The organism is Corallococcus exercitus (genome assembly GCF_042231735.1).
GTDB classification, from domain to species: Bacteria; Myxococcota; Myxococcia; order Myxococcales; family Myxococcaceae; genus Corallococcus; species Corallococcus exercitus_B.
Map to the genome: position 1 here is coordinate 8,695,752 of NZ_CP102577.1, position 17,310 is coordinate 8,713,061.

15 protein-coding genes are annotated in these 17,310 nt (G+C 70.5%); 5 read left to right on the top strand and 10 right to left on the bottom strand.

Features of this window, described 5'->3' with window-relative positions:
- Window positions 1-48 precede the first annotated feature (48 nt).
- Both NR792_RS35035 and NR792_RS35040 read left to right on the top strand, forming a co-directional pair.
- On the top strand, window positions 49-699 hold the full coding sequence (locus NR792_RS35035) for a hypothetical protein (protein WP_375757052.1): 651 nt from the start codon (window positions 49-51) through the stop codon (window positions 697-699).
- A gap of 58 nt (window positions 700-757) precedes the next feature.
- On the top strand, window positions 758-1,897 hold the full coding sequence (locus tag NR792_RS35040) for an aminotransferase class V-fold PLP-dependent enzyme (protein WP_375757053.1): 1,140 nt from the start codon (window positions 758-760) through the stop codon (window positions 1,895-1,897).
- Window positions 1,898-1,931: 34 nt separating this feature from the next.
- On the opposite strand, the gene cysK is transcribed toward NR792_RS35040, so the two are convergent.
- Together cysK and epsC are read right to left on the bottom strand one after the other, a co-directional pair.
- A complete protein-coding gene (gene cysK, locus NR792_RS35045) occupies window positions 1,932-2,852 on the bottom strand; it encodes a cysteine synthase A (protein WP_375757054.1) in 921 nt (306 codons plus the stop codon).
- 43 nt (window positions 2,853-2,895) lie between these two features.
- On the bottom strand, window positions 2,896-3,741 hold the full coding sequence (gene epsC, locus NR792_RS35050) for a serine O-acetyltransferase EpsC (protein WP_375757055.1): 846 nt from the start codon (window positions 3,739-3,741) through the stop codon (window positions 2,896-2,898).
- Between the two features lie 224 nt (window positions 3,742-3,965).
- On the opposite strand from epsC, the gene NR792_RS35055 reads away from it, so the two are divergent.
- Entirely contained in the window at window positions 3,966-4,802 is an 837-nt protein-coding gene (locus NR792_RS35055) for an Fpg/Nei family DNA glycosylase (protein WP_375757056.1), read from the top strand.
- A 496-nt stretch (window positions 4,803-5,298) separates the two neighbouring features.
- Here the strand turns inward: NR792_RS35055 and NR792_RS35060 are convergent, their stop codons facing one another.
- Entirely contained in the window at window positions 5,299-6,534 is a 1,236-nt protein-coding gene (locus NR792_RS35060) for an alpha/beta hydrolase-fold protein (RefSeq protein WP_375757057.1), read from the bottom strand.
- 121 nt (window positions 6,535-6,655) lie between these two features.
- Between NR792_RS35060 and NR792_RS35065 the strand changes: the two genes are divergently transcribed.
- Window positions 6,656-8,299: an AMP-binding protein gene (locus NR792_RS35065; RefSeq protein ID WP_375757058.1), complete on the top strand. Its 1,644-nt coding sequence runs from the start codon at window positions 6,656-6,658 to the stop codon at window positions 8,297-8,299.
- On the opposite strand, the gene NR792_RS35070 is transcribed toward NR792_RS35065, so the two are convergent.
- Complete coding sequence (locus NR792_RS35070; protein ID WP_375757059.1) at window positions 8,286-8,711, bottom strand: TfoX/Sxy family protein; 426 nt, start codon at window positions 8,709-8,711, stop codon at window positions 8,286-8,288. The genes NR792_RS35065 and NR792_RS35070 overlap by 14 nt on opposite strands.
- A gap of 32 nt (window positions 8,712-8,743) precedes the next feature.
- On the bottom strand, window positions 8,744-9,640 hold the full coding sequence (locus NR792_RS35075) for a LysR family transcriptional regulator (protein WP_375757061.1): 897 nt from the start codon (window positions 9,638-9,640) through the stop codon (window positions 8,744-8,746).
- Window positions 9,641-9,710: 70 nt separating this feature from the next.
- Here NR792_RS35075 and NR792_RS35080 point away from each other — a divergent pair, with 70 nt between their 5' ends.
- The gene (locus NR792_RS35080) at window positions 9,711-11,084 is read left to right on the top strand and encodes an MFS transporter (protein ID WP_375757062.1); all 1,374 of its coding nucleotides are present in this window, start codon (window positions 9,711-9,713) and stop codon (window positions 11,082-11,084) included.
- On the opposite strand, the gene NR792_RS35085 is transcribed toward NR792_RS35080, so the two are convergent.
- From NR792_RS35085 to NR792_RS35105, 5 genes are all read right to left on the bottom strand, one after another.
- The gene (locus NR792_RS35085; RefSeq protein ID WP_375757063.1) at window positions 11,085-11,654 is read right to left on the bottom strand and encodes an imm11 family protein; all 570 of its coding nucleotides are present in this window, start codon (window positions 11,652-11,654) and stop codon (window positions 11,085-11,087) included. It abuts the gene before it with no gap.
- Between the two features lie 9 nt (window positions 11,655-11,663).
- Entirely contained in the window at window positions 11,664-13,001 is a 1,338-nt protein-coding gene (locus NR792_RS35090; protein WP_375757064.1) for an AHH domain-containing protein, read from the bottom strand.
- On the bottom strand, window positions 12,998-15,229 hold the full coding sequence (locus tag NR792_RS35095) for a DPP IV N-terminal domain-containing protein (RefSeq protein WP_375757065.1): 2,232 nt from the start codon (window positions 15,227-15,229) through the stop codon (window positions 12,998-13,000). Before NR792_RS35095 ends, NR792_RS35090 begins: the two co-directional genes overlap by 4 nt.
- Window positions 15,230-15,261: 32 nt before the next feature.
- Window positions 15,262-16,620 (bottom strand): PLP-dependent aminotransferase family protein, encoded by a 1,359-nt coding sequence (locus NR792_RS35100; protein WP_375757066.1) that lies wholly within the window; start codon window positions 16,618-16,620, stop codon window positions 15,262-15,264.
- A gap of 99 nt (window positions 16,621-16,719) precedes the next feature.
- Entirely contained in the window at window positions 16,720-17,295 is a 576-nt protein-coding gene (locus NR792_RS35105; protein ID WP_375757067.1) for an imm11 family protein, read from the bottom strand.
- Window positions 17,296-17,310: the final 15 nt, after the last annotated feature.

A 17,310-nucleotide genomic window follows, 5' to 3' on the forward strand; every position in this document is an offset into this window, starting at 1 on the left:
AGTCGTGTGACTAAGTTAGTTGTCCGGCTAAACCGAGGGAGACGGGCCATGCGAGTCGAGTCCAGGCGGTCGATGCAGTGGGTGAAGGCGGTGGCGGTGGGTGCGGCGTTGGTGTCGGTGCCGGCGATGGCCCAGGACCTGGGCTCCTCGTCCACGGGGCAGGAGCAGGCTCGGCGCGGAGCGTTCCTGCTGGAGCTGCAGCCGCCCGCGCTGGACGGCTCGCTGTACGGCATCCGGGCGGAAGTGGCTCCGTCGCGGGACTCGCGGTTCGCGTTCGGTCTGCTGGGGCGCGCGGGCGGGTGGAACCGGTCGCTGGGCACGAAGGCGCGCTTCACGGGCGTGGGCAGCAGCGACGTGAAGCTCAACTTCGGCGTGGGCCTGGACGGCCGCTACACGCTCGCCTTCCTGGCGGACGGCACGGTGCGCCCGTTCGTGGGGATGACGCTGGGCCTGGAGGAGTTCGTCGCGCGCCCCGGCGGCGCGGCGATGCCGGACCGCAAGGACTACACGACGACGGCCTTCCTGGAGCCGACGCTGGGCGTGATGTGGCGGCCGGGCTCCGGGCGCGTGGGCCTGTCGGCGCGGGCCGGCCCGGGCTTCACCTTCACGGACGTGCGGGAGCTCCAGGTGGGCTCCAGCAACCTGGGCCTGCGCACGGTGTACCCCACGGCGTCGCTGGGCCTGCTGGTCGTCCTGTAGTCGACGGGCTCTCCGGAGCGTGCGGCTCGCGGTGGGCGGGTGGCTACACTCGCTGGACATGAGCTTCTCATTCGAGCCCTACCGCGCCGAGTTCCCCGTCCTGAAGGAACAGCTCTACCTCAACCACGCAGGGGTCGCGCCCACCAGCCTGCGCGCCGCCGCCGCCGTGAAGGCGTGGATGGACGACGTGGTGAACCACGGCGTCCTGAATGAGCGGAGCTGGGAGGCCCACAGCGAGAAGGTGCGCGGGCTCGCCGCGCGCATCATCGGCGCTTCCCCGGAGGAGGTGGCCTTCGTTCGCAACACCAGCCACGGCCTGGGGCTGGTGGCGGAAGGCCTGGACTGGCGGCCCGGGGACGAGGTCGCCGTCGCCACGAGCATCGAGTACCCCTCCAACGTCTACCCGTGGCAGCACCTCCAGGCCCGGGGCGTGGAGGTCCGCGAGATTCCCACGCCGGACGGCGGCGTGACGCCGGAGGCGGTGGCGTCCGTGCTCACGCCGCGCACGCGGCTGGTGGCGGTGTCGTCGGTGCAGTTCGCCACCGGCCACCGCACGGACCTGGATGCGCTGGGCGAGGTGTGTGAGCGCTCCGGCGTGCTCCTGTGCGTGGACGGCATCCAGAGCGTGGGCTGCATCCCGGTGGACGTGAAGAGGAGCCGCGCACACTTCCTCAGCGCGGACAGCCACAAGTGGATGCTGGGCATCTCCGGCATCGGCTTCCTGTATGTGGCGAAGGACGTGCTGCCGCGCGTGCGGCCCGCGCTGGTGGGCTGGCGCAGCACCACGGACGCGTGGAACTTCAACCGCTCCCACTTCGAGCTGCGCCCGGACGCGGCCAAGTTCGAGGAGGGGAGCGCCGCGTACCCCGGCATCTACGCCCTGGGCGCCGCGCTGGAGCTGCTGCTGGAGGTGGGCCCGGAGGCCATCGGCGGGCGGATTGGCGAGCTGCTGGCCCGGCTGGACATGGGCCTGCGCAACCTGGGGTGCGACGTAGGCCCCGAGCCGAAGGACCGCGCGGGCATCCTCACCTTCCTGCCGCCCGGCGCGAACGTGCGCGCGCTCAGCGCGTACCTGTCGGAGCAGAAGGTGTCCCACTCCGTCCGGCGCGGGCGCATCCGCCTGTCGCCGCACTTCTACAACTCGGACGAGGAGATGGACCGGCTGGTGGAGCTGGTGCGCGCGTACCGGCCCGGGTGAGGCCTCCCACCCGGACCGTGGCGCGTGATGGGGGCTACTGCGCCGGGAAGAGGTTCTCCACGGAGAGGTAGCGCTCGCCGGTGTCGTAGCAGAAGGCGAGCACGCGGCTGCCGTCCGGGATCTCCGCCAGCTTCTGGTTCACCGCGGCCAGCGCGGCGCCGGAGGACACGCCCACGAAGATGCCCTCCTCGCGCGCGGCGCGGCGGGTGAACTCGTAGGCGTCCTTCTCATCCACCTGGATGGTGCCGTCGAGGATGTCCGTGTGCAGGTTCTTCGGGATGAAGCCCGCGCCGAGGCCCTGGATGGGGTGCGGGCCCGGCTGGCCGCCGCTGATGACGGGGGACTTCACCGGCTCCACCGCGAGCACCTTCAGCTTGGGCCACTTCGCCTTGAGCACCTCGCCGCACGCGGTGATGTGGCCGCCGGTGCCCACGCCCGTGATGAGGTAGTCCAACCCCTCCGGGAAGTCGTTGAGGATCTCCTGCGCGGTGGTGCGCTTGTGGATCTCGATGTTGGACTCGTTCTCGAACTGCTGCGGCATCCACGCGTTGGGCGTCTGCGCGACGAGCTCCTGGGCGCGGGCGATGGCGCCCTTCATGCCCTTGGCGCGCTCCGTCAGGTCGAACTGGGCACCGTAGGCGGCCAGCACGCGGCGGCGCTCGATGCTCATGGACTCCGGCATCACCAGGATGAGCTTGTAGCCCTTCACCGCGGCCACCATGGCCAGGCCGATGCCGGTGTTGCCGCTCGTCGGCTCGATGATGACGCTGCCCTCCTTGAGGAGGCCCTTCTTCTCCGCGTCTTCAATCATCGCCAGGCCGATGCGGTCCTTGATGCTGCCGCCCGGGTTGGCGCGCTCCAGCTTCAGGTGCACCGTCACGCGCGACGGGTACAGCCGGTTGATGCGCACGTGCGGCGTGTTGCCAATGGTCTGCAGGATGTTGTCGACCTTCATGGCGTCTCCTGTGAATGGGGAACGGGCACTGCGTGAGGGAAACTCAAATCTGGTAGTCGAGGACGTCCAGGCCCTCGTCGCCGTGGCGCGCGCGCACCTCGCTGCGGCGGGTGACGACGGACTGGGCGGGCACGCTCTGCGTGAGCCAGGCGTTGCCGGCGATGATGCTGCCCTTGCCCACCACCGTCCCGCCTCCGAGGATGGTGGCGTTCGCGTACACCACCACGTCGTCCTCGATGGTGGGGTGGCGCTTCCTGTCCGCCAGGGCCTTCTCCACCATCAGCGCGCCCAGCGTGACGCCCTGGTACAGCTTCACGTTGTCGCCAATCACCGTCGTCTCACCGACGACCAGGCCCGTGCCGTGGTCGATGACGAACCTGCGGCCGATGGTGGCGCCCGGGTGGATGTCCACGCCGGTGCGCTGGTGGGCGTACTCGGTGAGCAGGCGCGGCAGCAGGGGGAAGTTCAGCCGGTGCAGCGCGTTCGCCACGCGGTAGATGGCGATGGCGTAGAAGCCCGGGTAGGTGAGCACGACCTCGTCCACGCTGCGCGCGGCGGGGTCCGCCTCGAAGATGGCGCGCGCGTCCTGCTGGAGCCACTCATAGAGGTCCGGCAGCTTCGCCATGAAGCGCGAGGACATGCCCGCGTCCGTGACGGGGTAGTGCGGCGCGAGCAGCCCCTGGATGCGCTGGAGGCTCGCCTCCACGGCGGTGACGTCCCGGCGCACCGCGGCGGCGTTGCACTCCAGCCGCTCCGCGAAGTGGGGGAACAGCAGCCCCAGCACCTGCGCGACGAACTCCGGCGCCGCCTTGCGCACGTCCGGGGGGAAGCAGTGGCGCTGTCGCGCCTCCAGCAGGGTGGCAACCAGTCGGGCGTTCGGATCGTCCATGGGGCGTTGCGTCAGGATAACGTGACAGGACAGCGTTTTCTTTGTTTCTGCGACGGGAATGGCTGATGGAGGCCGGGCTGGCCTTCTTCCCGCACTCTGGAGCGGAACGGCCAGGTTCCGGACGTGGATGCCGGCTGAGGGAAAACGTCGCGGCCGTCCGGTCGTCCAGGGGCCAGGGCGCGGTGGGCCCTGGCAGCGGGCAGAGGCCGGGATTACCCAGGGGGATGCCTGAGGGTCACAGCATCCACCGGGTTGCCCGGGTCCACCGCCGCTGGCTGGTGGGGCGGCGATTCATGGCGGATTCACCGCAGGGCCGGCCGGAGGTGGCGCACGGATTGTCCGGGCGGGCGCTGCTGGGCGTGGATGCGCACGGCAAGCACCTGTTCCACCTGTTCGAAGGGGACGTGCGGCTGCACATCCACCTGGGCCTCTTCGGGCGCATCCGTCACTTCCGGGGAGATGCACCCGAGCCGTCCACGGCGTGCCGGCTGCGGCTGACGTCGGAAGGGGCGACGCTGCACCTGTCCGGACCGTCCGCGTGCGAGCTGTTGTCACTGGAGGAGGAGGCCGCGTTGCGCGCGAGGCTGGGGGAGGATCCGCTGCGCACGGATGCGTCACCGGCCCGGGCCTATGCGCGGCTGACACGGGGGCGCGTGCCGCTGGCGCAGGCGCTGCTGGACCAGGGGCGCATCGCGGGCGTGGGGAACATCGTGAGGGCGGAGGCGCTGTTCGTCGCGGGCCTGCCGCCGCTGATGCCCGCGTGCGAGCTGGAGCGGGATGCGTTCGACGGGCTGTGGGGCGCGATGCGGGCGCTGTTGCAGGACGGTGTGCGCGACGGGCTCATCGTCACACCGGGTGCACCGCCGCTCCCGTCACCCGGACGCAAACGGGCGGAGCGCTTCTGCGTGTACAGCCGCGCGGGCCTGCCGTGTCCGCGCTGCGGCGGGAAGGTGACGGGGCAGTCGTTGGCGGCGCGCACGCTCTACTTCTGCGCCGCGTGCCAGGGCGTGGACCGCATGCACAGGCCACGCCGGAAGCGGGCCGTCGCCCTCGCCCCCTGAGCCCCGGATATCCAGGCCGTCCCCCTCCCGCCAGACGCGGGCCAAACCTGTCCGACAGTCGGACAGGTTTCCACTGCCTGGATGGAGCAGGGGCCCCCGGCCTCGGTCTTCCCAACCTGTCCGACAGTCGGACAGGTTTCCACTGCCTGGATGGAGCAGGGGCCCCCGGCCTCGGTCTTCCCAACCTGTCCGACAGTCGGACAGGTTTCCTCGGCTCGATTGGTACGGCAGCTCCCCAGCAGCGGATGTCCCAACCTGTCTGACAGTCGGACAGGTTTCCTCGGCTCGACTGGCACGGCAGCTCCCCAGCCGCGGATGTCCCAACCGGTCCGACAGTCGGACAGGTTTCCGCGGCTCCGAGGGCGCCGCGGCCCTCGGCCTCGGTCTTCCCAACTGGTCCGACAGTCGGACCGGTTCGATGGGGGCGCCGCTGGCGGGGCGGCCTGACAGGGCTCTCACCTTCTCATCCAGGGGGACGGGCCTCGGTGCCGACAGTTCAGGGCGTGGGCTGTGCGGCGAGCCGGGCGCGGAGCTCGTCCGCGTGTTTCTGGTAATGCGGCAGGTCCGGATCCTGATGCTCGCGTGCCAGCGCGACGGCGCGCTCGCGGTGCGTCAGGGCTTCCTGGAGGCGCCCCGCGGCTTCCAGGGCATCCGCCAGGCTGTCGTGCGCGTTGCCGGAGTCGGGGTGAAGCGTGAGGTTCCGCTCGAAGGCGGCGATCGCCTTGGGAAGGCGCTTCCCCTTCAGGTGGTGGTAGCCCACCCAGTTGAACAGGCGCTCCTGCGGCACCACCGGGTAGCCCACGCGCTTGGACAGTCCCGCGTAGTGCGCCTCCAGCCGCGCCAGGTCTCCGGTCAGCTGGAGCGCCTCGGGGACCTTCCAGCCGTTGAAGAGGAACCGCAGCCCTTCATACGTCCCAATGTGCGGAAGGCTGGCGTGGTCATCCTGGCCACGCAGTTCGTCGTAGCGCCACGTGAGGTTCGCCGGCTTGCGCTTGCGCAACTCCCTGGCGAGCATGCGAAGGCGCGCGACGTTGGGTGCCTCCTCCGCGTCCTCGTACAGGTACAGCGCGCGGCCCGGCGCGGTGAGGCGCGCGAGGGCTTCCGGCGCGGTGCGCACCAGCTCGGCGGAGTTCCAGTGCACGGACGGGCTGAGGGCCACGTAGGCGTTGAAGCTCTCCGGCTTGTGCGTGAGGACGTGCATCGCGAAGAGGCCGCCGAAGGAGTGGCCCACGAGGATCCGATAGGGCTGCGTGCGGTAGCGCGCCTCCACGGAAGGGGCGAGCTCCTCGGTGAAGAAGCGCAGGAAGGTGTCCGCATGGCCCGCCGTGGGCGCGGCTTCCGAGAGCAGCCGGCCGTCGTCGACGCGCTCCGTCTTGGAGAAGGGCGGGGTGAGGTCGCGGTCGCGGTCCGTCGTGTTGGGGACCCCGACGACGATCATCTCCGGGATGTGCCGCGTCCGCGCCAGGAACTCCACCATGCTGGCGACGTGGACGAAGTGCGTCTCCGCGTCCAGCACGTAGAGCACCGGGTAGCGCTCGGTGGCGGCGGCCTCGTAGCCGTCGGGCAGGTGGATCATCAGCGGCCGCTCCTCCCCCAACACCTTGGACGTCAGCGAGGTGCGGGTGCCGACGACGATGGGTGTGTCCCCGGCCGCGATGGCCGCGCTCCCGTGAAGGACGGACAGCAGGACGAAGCCCCATAACCCACGGCGAAACGTCGGCCACTGGTGCATGTGAATCCCCCGGAAAGCCCTCGACCCTAGCGGGAGCGTCGGCGGGTACAAGCGGACAGCCGGAGGCCCTGCTCCCCGCTGACGCTTGCCGACCCGGGGCCACCCTGGGGACGATGACGTCATGACGACCGCCCTGTCCTATGCCCATGGCACCAGCACCACCCCGCTGCTGGGGGAGACCATTGGCCAGAACCTGCGCCGCACCGTCGAACGCTTCGGCGACCGCGAGGCGCTGGTGGTGGCCTCGCAGAACTACCGCGTCACCTGGCGGCAGTTCTGGGACGCGACGACGGCGGTGGCCAAGGGCCTGCTGGCGCTGGGCATCCAGAAGGGCGACCGGGTGGGGCTCTGGTCCCCCAACCGCTTCGAGTGGACCGTGTCGCAGTACGCGCTCGCGCGCACGGGCGCCATCCTCGTCAACCTGAACCCCGCCTACCGCACGTCGGAGCTGGAGTACGCGCTCAACCAGGCGGGCGTGAGCGTGCTGCTCCTGGCGAAGGGCTTCCGGCAGACGGACTACACGCGGATGCTGGCGGAGGTGCGGCCCCGGTGCGCGGGCCTGCGCGAGGCGCTGGTGCTGGACTCGGACTGGGACCGGCTGGTGAAGGGCGGCGCGAGCATCCGCGACGACGTGCTGGAGGCGCGCGAGCGGTCGCTCCAGTTCGACGACCCCATCAACATCCAGTACACGTCCGGCACCACGGGCTTCCCGAAGGGCGCGACGCTGTCGCACCACAACGTGCTCAACAACGGCTTCTTCGTGGGCGAGGTGCTGCGCTACGGGCCGGAGGACCGCGTGTGCATCCCGGTGCCGTTCTACCACTGCTTCGGCATGGTGATGGGCAACCTGGCCTGCACGTCCCACGGCTCGGCCATGGTGATTCCGGGTGAGGCGTTCGACCCGCTGGCGGTGCTCCAGACAGTGCAGGCCGAGCGCTGTACGTCCCTCTACGGCGTGCCCACCATGTTCATCGCGGAGCTGGACCACCCGCGCTTCGGCGAGTTCGACCTGAAGTCGCTGCGCACCGGCATCATGGCGGGCTCGCCGTGCCCGGTGGAGGTGATGAAGCAGGTGCAGTCGCGGATGCACATGGAGGAGGTCACCATCTGCTACGGCATGACGGAGACGTCGCCCGTGTCCACGCAGAACCCGTTGGACGACACGCTGGAGAAGCGCGTGGCCACGGTGGGCCGCGTGCACCCGCACCTGGAGGTGAAGGTGGTGGACCCCGACACGGGCGCGGTGGTGCCGCTGGGGCAGCCCGGGGAGCTGTGCACGCGCGGCTACAGCGTGATGCTCGGGTACTGGAACAACGCGGAGGCCACGGCGGCGGCCATCGACCGGGCCGGGTGGATGCACACCGGCGACCTGGCCACCATGGACGCGGAGGGCTACGTCAAGATTGTCGGCCGCATCAAGGACATGATCATCCGGGGCGGGGAGAACGTGTACCCGCGTGAAGTGGAGGAGTTCCTCCACACGCACCCGGAGGTCTCCGAGGCGCAGGTCATCGGCGTGCCCAGCGTGAAGTATGGCGAGGAGGTGATGGCGTGGGTGCGCCTGAAGTCCGGCGCCACGCTCACGGCGGAGGCGCTGACGGCGTTCTGCACCGGCCGCATCTCCACCTTCAAGATTCCCCGCTACTGGAAGTTCGTGGACAGCTTCCCGATGACCGTCACCGGCAAGGTGCAGAAGTTCCGCATGCGCGAGGTCTCCATCGCCGAGCTGGGGCTCGGCGACGTGGCCACCATCAAGACCGCCTGACGCGCGCCGGCTTCTTCTTCGCGACGGCCTTCTTCGCGGCGGGGGTTTTCTTCGCGGCGGGGGTTTTCTTCGCGGCCTTCTTCATCGCGGCGCGGTTGGAGGCGTCCACGGCGCGGCGAGCCCAGGGCAGCAGCCGGCGGCCGTCGTCCTCCGCGTCGGCGGGCGGCGTCCAGTAGCTCATCGGCTGCTCCTTGCCGCGGCTCTGGTAGATGAAGGGCCGGCAGCCCTCGGCCTCGAAGTCGGCGCGGGTGACGTCGTCCGTCTTCAGGTAGAGCTGGCCCTGGATGATGAGGCCGAACATCCGGCCCCCGAAGTACAGGCCCCAGCCACCGAACATCGAGCGGGCCTGCACCGCGCCGAGCGGCTCCAGCAACTCCAACGTGTACTCCACGAAGCTGTCCATGCGGGGCATGGGGCCCTCCTAGTCCAGCGGCGGCTCGACTGTCAGCCGGTCACGTGCTGTTTCACGGAGTCCGTGATGGCGTCCTTGAGCACGCGTGCCGCGGCGGTGAGCGAGCCCTGCCCCCGATGCACGAGCGCCACCTGCCTGCGCGGACTTCCCCGGGCGAGCGCCACCACGTCGAAGCCGTGGGCGGGGGCGTCCTTCGCCATGATGCGGGGCACGAGCGCCAGGCCCAGGCCGCGCTCCACCATGCGGCCCAGCGCTTCAGCCGTGTCCGTCTCCAGGGCCACCTTCGGCGTCACGCCGCGCGCCTCGCACGCCGCTTCCACCGCGCGGGTGCCGACCATGTTGGGGATGCGGACCCACGTCTCCTCCGTCAGCTCCTGGATCGCCACGGGCCGTCCCAGCCGCGTCAGCCGGTGGCCCCGGGGCACCGCGAGCACCAGGGGCTCGTCCCACAGCAGCTGCGTGACCAGGTCCGCCCGGCGCACGGGCCGCGTGAGGATGGCCAGGTCGAGCGTGCCTCGGGCCACGCCTTCCTCCAGCACGGGGGCGTGGTCCTGGACCAGGCGGGGCCGCACCTCCGGGTAGGCGGGGACGAAGGAGGCCATCAGGTCCGGGGCGAGGAAGGCACCCACGGTGGGCAGGACGCCCAGCACCACGGGGCCTCGAGGCGTGCCAGCCAGACGCTCCAGCTCCGCGCGGCCCGACGCCAGGGCCTCCAGGGCGCGGGTGGCGTGCGGCAGGAAGCGCTCCCCCGCGTCGGTGAGGACGGCGCCGGAGGGCGTGCGCACCAGGAGGCGGGCGCCCACCTCCGCCTCCAGGGCCTGGAGCTGCCGGGACAGGCCGGACTGGGAGAGTCCCAGGCCTTTCGCGGCGGTGGAGACGCGCCCCTCGCGGGCGACCTGCAGGAAGGCTCGGAGCTGTTCGGAGGTCATGCGGGATGCGCAAGGAGCCTATGCCGAAGATGCGGTTTCCGCATGGCCCGCCGGGGCGTAAGGAGGGGGCATGGATGGAAGCGGTGTGACGGCGGAAGCGGGCAGCCGGATGCGGCCGGGTGGGGCGCGGCGGGTGGCCACGGGGGCGGTGCTGCTGGCCCTGGTGGTGAGCGCCTTCGAGGGCACGGTGGTGACGAGCGCCATGCCCACCATCACCCGGGAGCTGGGCGGGGACGCGCTCTACTCGTGGGTGTTCTCCGCGTTCCTCTTCGCGTCGACGGTGGGCGTGCTGGTGAGTGGGAAGCTGGCGGACCGGCTGGGGCGCAAGCCGGTGTTCTTCGCGGGGATGGGGCTGTTCCTGGTGGGGTCCGCGCTGTGCGGCCTGGCGACGTCGGTGCCGGCGCTGGTGGGCTTCCGGGTGATGCAGGGGCTGGGCGCGGGCGCGTTGCAGCCCACGACGCTGACCATCAGCGCGGACCTCTACACGCTGCGCGAGCGGGCGGCCATCCAGGGCCTCTTCACCGGCGCGTGGGGTGCGGCGAACGCGCTGGGCCCGCTGATTGGCGGCTGGCTGGTGATGCACGCGTCGTGGCGGTGGGTGTTCCTGGTGAACCTGCCGGTGGGCGTGCTGTCCGCGCTGCTGTTGCACCTGGCCTACCGGGATCCGCCCCGGCACGAGGGGACGACGCTGGAGACCTGGGGGCCGGTGCTGGCGGGGAGCACGGTGGCGCTGCTGCTCTTCGCGCTGGAGCCGGGCGCGGCGCAGGCGCGAGGGCTGTGCGCGCTGGGCGCGGTGGCGGGGGCGGCGCTGTTCGTGTGGCAGCAGAAGAGGACGCCCGCGCCGTTGTTGCCCGCGGTGTTGGTGCGGGACCGGACGGTGGTGAGCGGCATCGCGGGCGGGCTGTTCGCGGGCGCGCTGCTGTACACGATGTCGGCGTGGGTTCCGCTGTGGATGACGGAGCAGGGCGGCCATTCGCCCATCGGCGCGGGGCTGGCGCTGGTGCCGATGCTGCTGGGCTGGTCGGTGGGGTCCACGTTCGGCGTGAAGGTGCTGGTGCGGGGCGGGATGCGCGCGAGCGTGGGGCTGGGGTTCACGCTCGCGGCGACGGGCGCGGGGCTGTTGTCGGTGGCGGCGCTGCGAGGGTGGGGGATTCCGGCCACGTTCGCGGCGCTGGCGTTGGTGGGCATGGGCGTGGGACCGGCGGCGAGCAGCTCGCTGTTGGGGCCGCAGTCGCGGGCGCCGTGGCAGTACCGGGGCATCGTGACGAGCACGCTCTATTCGATGCGGCTGCTGGGCGGGTCCCTGGCGGTGGCGGCGCTGTCGCTGGCGCGAGGCCACTTCGCCACCCAGTTCGCCATCGCCGCGGGGCTCACGGCGGTGGCCGCGCTGGGCATGGCGCTGGGCGCGCCGGGCCTGGAGGGCAACGTCACTCGCGAGGGGTGACTACACCTCCGTGAAGTACATGCCGGTGGCGCCGGTGCGCTCCAGCGCGGTCTTCAGGTCCTCGGAGACGATGAGGGCGACATTCCAGCCCCAGGGGCGGAAGATCTTCGCGTCACCCACCTGTGATTTGTCGATGCGCATGATGTCCACGGAGCGGTATTCGCCGATCCGCCAGGGCTGACCGTGCCGGGGCTCCCAGAACCGGACCCCTTCCGAAGCCTGCTCATCAATGCAGCGGATGAGCTTCGTGGCGACGAGGAGTGCGTACTGATCAGGGTGCTTCGGGATGGTGACGGGGATGAGTTGCACGTCGTCCGCCGCGTGTTCCAACAGGACGTTGGCGAGCTTGACGTGAACGACGGGCGTCAGGCCAAAGGGGATCCGGGAGAAGTCGTGTGGCCTGCCGGGATCTCCAATGGGAACGGTCAGGTGCCCTTCCACCCGGACAGGACTCCCCTTCGTGAACATCCAGGGGTCTTCCTCCTCCTGGCGCAGCTCATTCCAGGGGACCTCCAGAACCCACATGCCTTCCTGGACGTCCTCCGAAAGCTCGAAGAATCGGGCGGTCATGGGACGCTTCTAGCGCCCCTGACGCAAGGTCAGGAGCTGATTGATGGGTGTGCCTGGAGTGGATGCTTCCTCGGCAAGCTCTCGGAGCGCATTCGTCAGGGCTTCGCGGCATTGCACCACGGTCCGGCAATCTCCCGTGAATGCGTTGAGTCTTTGCAGTACCAGCTCATGGTAGGCCTTGGGATGAGGGCCTCGGTGTCCAGGGACCTCGACGATGTTCTCCGGATCCTTCAGCTCCATTCCTGCCCGCTTGAAGATGCGCCGGAATCGAGGGGTCCATGGTCCTCCGTTCTTCGCGGACTTCTCATTGCGAATCGTGGCCAGGTGGTGACGCTGAGGCTTCCCGGACCGCGATGACATGGCCACCGCGTTGGGTGCGAGCGCGATGGTGAAGCCCTCGGCCGTCATGGCCACGGAGCGCACGCCTCCAAGCGCCACGAACTGGAGGCCCGCCTGTGTCTCCACCGCGACCGCGGCTTGCGCGGAGCCCGGCAGGGTCGGGGCCTTCATCGCGAGCCCGGCCGTGTTGCCCAGCGCCGCGGCCGTCAGCATCACGAAGACGCGTGCGGCGTTCTTGCCCAGCACCGCTCCGTAGGCCTCGCCCGCATCACGCACCTGGAGGAACGTGGTGGCCCGGTCCACGTGGCGCACCAGCGTCACCCACCCATCGAGGATGCGCCACACCGTGTCCACGCCCAGGTAGGCAATCGCCGTGGCGGTGATGAGGGCGGCGAGCCCCTTGGACAGGGGCTCGGGCATGGCCCAGAGCAGCAGGTACATCGTCACGGTGGAGGTCATCGTGGCCATGACGGCCTGGGGACTCGCCATGCCCTCCAGGGCTTCGGCCGTCTCGCGCCAGACGGAGTCCATCGCGATGGCCATTGCCAGCGCATAGCGGCCGTCGCTGCCCAGCAAGGGGCCTTCGTCCAACAGCCGCAGGCAGTCCCCCGCCTGCTTGCGCTTCTGGTCGCACCACTGCTTGTAGCCGCGCGTCAGGTCGTCCGATGCATCCAGCAGACGCAGGTCGCGTGCCTCGTCCTCGCCCAGCGGGACAATGCGCCGGGTGCGTTCCTGGAAGCCGAACAGGCCGCTGCGCTCCGGCAGGCCGAACAGTTCGCGCGCCTGGCGCAGGGGATGGGCGAAGGGCCGCACGTCCCGCGCGAGCGTCCTCACGGCCTCCTCGAACTCGTCATCCTCCAGCTGGGCCTCGGCAGGGGATGCGTCCTCCTCCTCCCGGGGCGTGACGACGACCCGCTCGCCGTCGCCTGTCTCCAGCCGCACGACCCGCGTCGTCGCGCAGCCCGACACGAGCAGTCCCAGCAGCAGTGCCCAGCCCAGCTGCTTCACCGGGGCTCACCCAGCTCCCGCAGGAAGAAGCGGCGCACGTCGTCCTGGTAGTACCTGCCTCCGGGACCGTGCCCCTCGCCGGGCATGAGCAACAGGTCGAAGGGCTTGTTCGCTCGCACCAGCGCCTGGGCCATCCGCATCGTCGTGGACAGGGATGCGTTCACGTCGCTCGTGCCGTGCATCAGCTTGAGCGCCCCCTGGAGCTTGTCCGCCAGGGCTTCGTTGGAGCCCGCCGCGTAGCCTTCGGCGTTGTCCGACAGCAGGCCCATGTTGGGCTCGTTGATGACGGCTTCTTCCGTCAGGGCCCCCGGCGCTCCCGCGTAGCCTGCCTTGAAGAACTCCGGCGCCGTCAGCATGCCTCGCAGCGCGAAGTAGCCTCCCCAGGAATGGCCGTGGATTCCTACCCGCTCCAGGTCCATGTAGGACCGGCTGGCCGCCGCCTGCTTCAGCGCCGCGACGTGGTCCGGAATCTCCGTCTGGCCCACGCGGCCGTAGTTCACGTCCTGGAACGCCTTGCTCCGCCCCGGTGTCCCCCGCGCGTCCAGCACCATCGTGATGAACCCGAGCTGCGCCAGGGAATGCGCGATGACGGACTCGTATGGCCCCACGTAGCTCCAGGGCACCACCGTGGTGAACGGCCCCGCGTAGATGACGTCGATGACCGGGTAGCGCTTCTTCGGGTCGAAATTCCACGGCTTGTACAGCGCGCCGTACAGCGGCGTGACGCCGTCCGCGGCCTTGACCGTGATTCCCTCCGGCGGCGTGTAGTGCAGCTCCGCCAGGGCGCTCGTGTCCGCCTTCGCGAAGCGGAAGGACGTGCGCCCGTCCGTGGACGCCACGTCCCAGACCCGGGGCTGCTCCCGCGTGGAGTGCCCATCCACGAAGGACCGCGTAGACGGTGACAGCACGGGCCGGTGCATGCCGGGCTCCGGTGTCAGCCGCTTCAGCGCCCCGCCCGCGGTCAGCCCCCGATACACCAACCGGTCATAGGGTGCCCCGGACTCCGCGGAGGCGAGCACGAAGAAGACGTCCGACTTCGGCGCGATGCCCACCACCGCGTGGACCGGAAACGCGCCCCGGGTGAGCTGGCGCACGAGCCTGCCGGAATAGTCATACAGGTAGACGTGGCGCCAGCCATCGCGCTCGGACATCCAGAGGAAGTGCTGGTTGTCCGGCAGCGGCTTCACCTGCTGGGCCCAGCCGCCCACCACGAAGTCCAGTGCACCCACGAAGGTGTCCTTCCGCTCCTCCCGCACCACGCGGCGGCGCTTGCCCGTCCCAGGGTCCACCGCCACCAGGTCCAGCCGCTTGCCATCCCGGGAGAGCTGGAGCACCAGCGCTTCACTGCCATCCGGACGCCAACCCGCGAACCAGTCGTAGCTCTCGGCGGCGTCACCCGGCGCGGGCGCCACCTGCCCCGTCTCCACCGTGACGAAGTGCAGCTCCGAGCGCATCAGCGGCGTGCCCGTCTTGGAGTAGGGGACCCACGTCACTTTCTCCACCGGGGTGGAGTAGTCGACCAGCGGAAGCCGGTGCATGCCCCGCATGTCGTCGTGCCAGACCGCCACGAACCGGCCCTGGGGAGACCACGCCGCTTCCGGCAGCCGCCACGGCGCATCCTCCGTGCCGGTGCGCTCCACGCGGGCCGCGCCCTTCGCGTCCACCACCGCGAACCCCGTGTCCCGCTGCACCGCGACCGCCTCACCGTCCGGTGACAGGACGTTGCCGGGCACGAGCGACAGCGCGGCCGGATGCGTGGGCTCGAGCGCCACGAGGCGCTTGCCGGTGAGGCCCAACGAGAACGCGCGGCCCTGGAGGGCGAAGACGAGGGCCTTCGCATCGGCGGTGAACGTGAAGGGCATGACCGGGGGCAGCGTCACCGGCTTGCCGAGCAGCTGCGTGAGCTGGGAGCGCAGCGACTCCGCGTCCAGCAGGGGCTGCTGGGTGCGCCGCTGCGCATCCACCAGGACCCAGGTCTCGCGGTAGGGCTCGACCCTGGACCAGTACACGAACCGTTCGCCCTCGGGCAGCCACCGGGGCGGCGTCAGGGTGTCCCGGATGCGGTCCGGCCAGCGGAGCGAGGCTTGCGAGAAGTCGAGCCGCGCCTGGAGCGTGTCGCCGGCCTCCGCTCCCGCCGCCGTCATCCAGGGGACCACGAGCCCCGCGAGGAGCAGCGCGAGGCGTGCACGCGACAGGAGTCCATCACGGTGGGGCAGGGAAGACGTCATGGGCACTCTCCAGGAAGGAGTGGATGGAAACGTCACGCCAGGCGGCGGGGTGCAGGGGCGGAGAGCAGCTCCGCCAGCGTCCTCAAGCCCCGCTCCAGCTCCTCGCGGGAGCCGGCCGCGCCCAGTGACACACGGAGCGCATTGGGGGCCTGGCCCGGACGGGCCGAGAACAGGTGCGCCGGGCCGAGCAGCACGTCGCGCGCGGCGGCTTCCTCGACCAGTCCCGTGGCGCGGCGATGCTCGGGAATGGGCATCCACAGGAAGTACGCGCTGGCGTGCGCGACGTAGGGATGGCCCTTCAGCACCTTCGCGGCCAGGGACTGGCGGGCCGTGGCTTCGGCCCGGCGCGCGTCGCGGAGGGACTCGGCGGTGCCGTCCGTCACCCATTGCGTGGCCAGCTCCTGCAGCAGGGGCGACCCGGACCAGACCGTCGCCGCGGCGGCCTGCTCCAACGCCAGCCGTGCATGGACCGGCGCCCGGATGTAGCCGACGCGCAGCGCGGGCAGCACCGCCTTGGACAGGCTCGCCAGGTGATACGTCCGCTCGGGCGCCAGGGCGGCCAGGGGCGCGGGCGCCTTCGCCACGAGCGGCGCCAGCGCGCCGTTCTCGATGAGGGTGACGTCGAACTCCCGGCAGACCTCGACCAGCGCCTGCCGCCGCTTCAGCGGCATGACGACGGTGGTCGGGTTGTGGTTCGTGGGCGTGCAGTAGAGCACCCGCGCCCCGGTCCTCCGGCAGGTCTCCGCGAGTGACTCAGGCACCAGCCCCTCCGCGTCGAGCGCCACCGGATGCATGGGCAGCCGGAGGAGCTCCGCCGCGGCGAGGACCCCCGGATAGGTGACGTCCTCCACCAGCAGGCCGTCCGGGTTCGCGAGCAGGGACAGCACCATCAAGGTCGCGTGCTGGGCCCCGCCGCACACGAGGACCTCGTCGCTCGTGGCAGGGACCCCCGCGAGCTCCAACCAGCGAACCCCCGCCGCGCGCTGGGCTCCAGTGCCCGCGTGCGCCTGATAGCCACTGAGCGCGCCCAGGTCCGCGCGTTCGCCCAGCCGCCGGAGCGCGGCGGCGAGCGCCAGATGCCCGACGTCCCCAGGGACGATGGGCACCGCCGTGGGCCCCAGGTCGATGCGCGTCCGGTCGAGCTGGGGCGAGTAGCGGTCTCCCTCCCGCAGGTCCCTCACGAACGTCCCATTGCCCACCTGGCTCCAGATGAGTCCCCGTCGCTCCGCCTCCGCGTAGGCCCGGGTCACGGTCCCCAGCGACGCCCCCAGCGTGCTCGCGAGCTCCCGGTGCGTGGGCAGCCGGTCCCCCGCGCGCAGCTTCCCCGCGCTGATGTCCGCGGCGAGCGCATCGACGAGCGCCCCGTACAGGGGGCCCTCGGAGCGCTTCAAGCGGGGCTTCCAATTGGAGCGGGACATGGCTCGGATTGTACCATGACAATCCGGAGGCTGTCCCAGGGCTCTCGTTCGCCGGCTTCCAACCTGACGGCACTACACTTCCGTAAAGGACATGCCGGTGGCGCCGGTGCGCTCCAGGGCGGTCTTGATGTCCTCGGAGACGATGAGGGCGAACTTCCAGCCCCAGGTGCGGAAGACCTTGGCGTTGCCCACCTTCGACGGGTCAATGCGCATTCCCGCGACGGACGCGTACTGGCCTGCCTTCTCGGGCTGTTTGTGCTTGATGGGATCCCAGTACTCCACTTCCCGGGAGGCCTTGTCATCGATGCAGCGGATCAACCGGGTGGCCACGAGCATGCTGAACTGCTCAGGGTGCCCCGGGATGTCCACAGCGAAGAGCTGGAGGTCCTCAGGTGCAAGCTCCGCGAACACGGTGGCCAGCTTGACGTGAATGATAGGGGGGCTTCCGATGCCTGCTCCGGAGTAGTCCAGCGGCTTTCCAGGTTCGTCGATGGGAAATCGGAGGAGGCTTGGGGCCTGGATGGACCTCCCCGCGCTGAACATCCATGGGTCTTCGACCTCCACGGAGGCTTCATCGACGGGATCACCCAGGTACCAGCGCCCTGGTGCGTAGACGTCTTCTGACAATCGGAAGTGGCGCTTCGCCATGCCCTGTTCCGCTAA

Coding starts and splice junctions, on each gene's coding strand:
- NR792_RS35095 (WP_375757065.1), bottom strand. CDS start 15,229: ATGACGTCTTCCCTGCCCCACCGTGATGGACTCCTGTCGCGTGCACGC.
- NR792_RS35075 (WP_375757061.1), bottom strand. CDS start 9,640: ATGACCTCCGAACAGCTCCGAGCCTTCCTGCAGGTCGCCCGCGAGGGG.
- NR792_RS35035 (WP_375757052.1), top strand. CDS start 49: ATGCGAGTCGAGTCCAGGCGGTCGATGCAGTGGGTGAAGGCGGTGGCG.
- NR792_RS35085 (WP_375757063.1), bottom strand. CDS start 11,654: ATGACCGCCCGATTCTTCGAGCTTTCGGAGGACGTCCAGGAAGGCATG.
- cysK (WP_375757054.1), bottom strand. CDS start 2,852: ATGAAGGTCGACAACATCCTGCAGACCATTGGCAACACGCCGCACGTG.
- NR792_RS35105 (WP_375757067.1), bottom strand. CDS start 17,295: ATGGCGAAGCGCCACTTCCGATTGTCAGAAGACGTCTACGCACCAGGG.
- NR792_RS35070 (WP_375757059.1), bottom strand. CDS start 8,711: ATGCCCCGCATGGACAGCTTCGTGGAGTACACGTTGGAGTTGCTGGAG.
- NR792_RS35060 (WP_375757057.1), bottom strand. CDS start 6,534: ATGCACCAGTGGCCGACGTTTCGCCGTGGGTTATGGGGCTTCGTCCTG.
- NR792_RS35055 (WP_375757056.1), top strand. CDS start 3,966: ATGCCTGAGGGTCACAGCATCCACCGGGTTGCCCGGGTCCACCGCCGC.
- NR792_RS35065 (WP_375757058.1), top strand. CDS start 6,656: ATGACGACCGCCCTGTCCTATGCCCATGGCACCAGCACCACCCCGCTG.
- NR792_RS35080 (WP_375757062.1), top strand. CDS start 9,711: ATGGATGGAAGCGGTGTGACGGCGGAAGCGGGCAGCCGGATGCGGCCG.
- NR792_RS35040 (WP_375757053.1), top strand. CDS start 758: ATGAGCTTCTCATTCGAGCCCTACCGCGCCGAGTTCCCCGTCCTGAAG.
- epsC (WP_375757055.1), bottom strand. CDS start 3,741: ATGGACGATCCGAACGCCCGACTGGTTGCCACCCTGCTGGAGGCGCGA.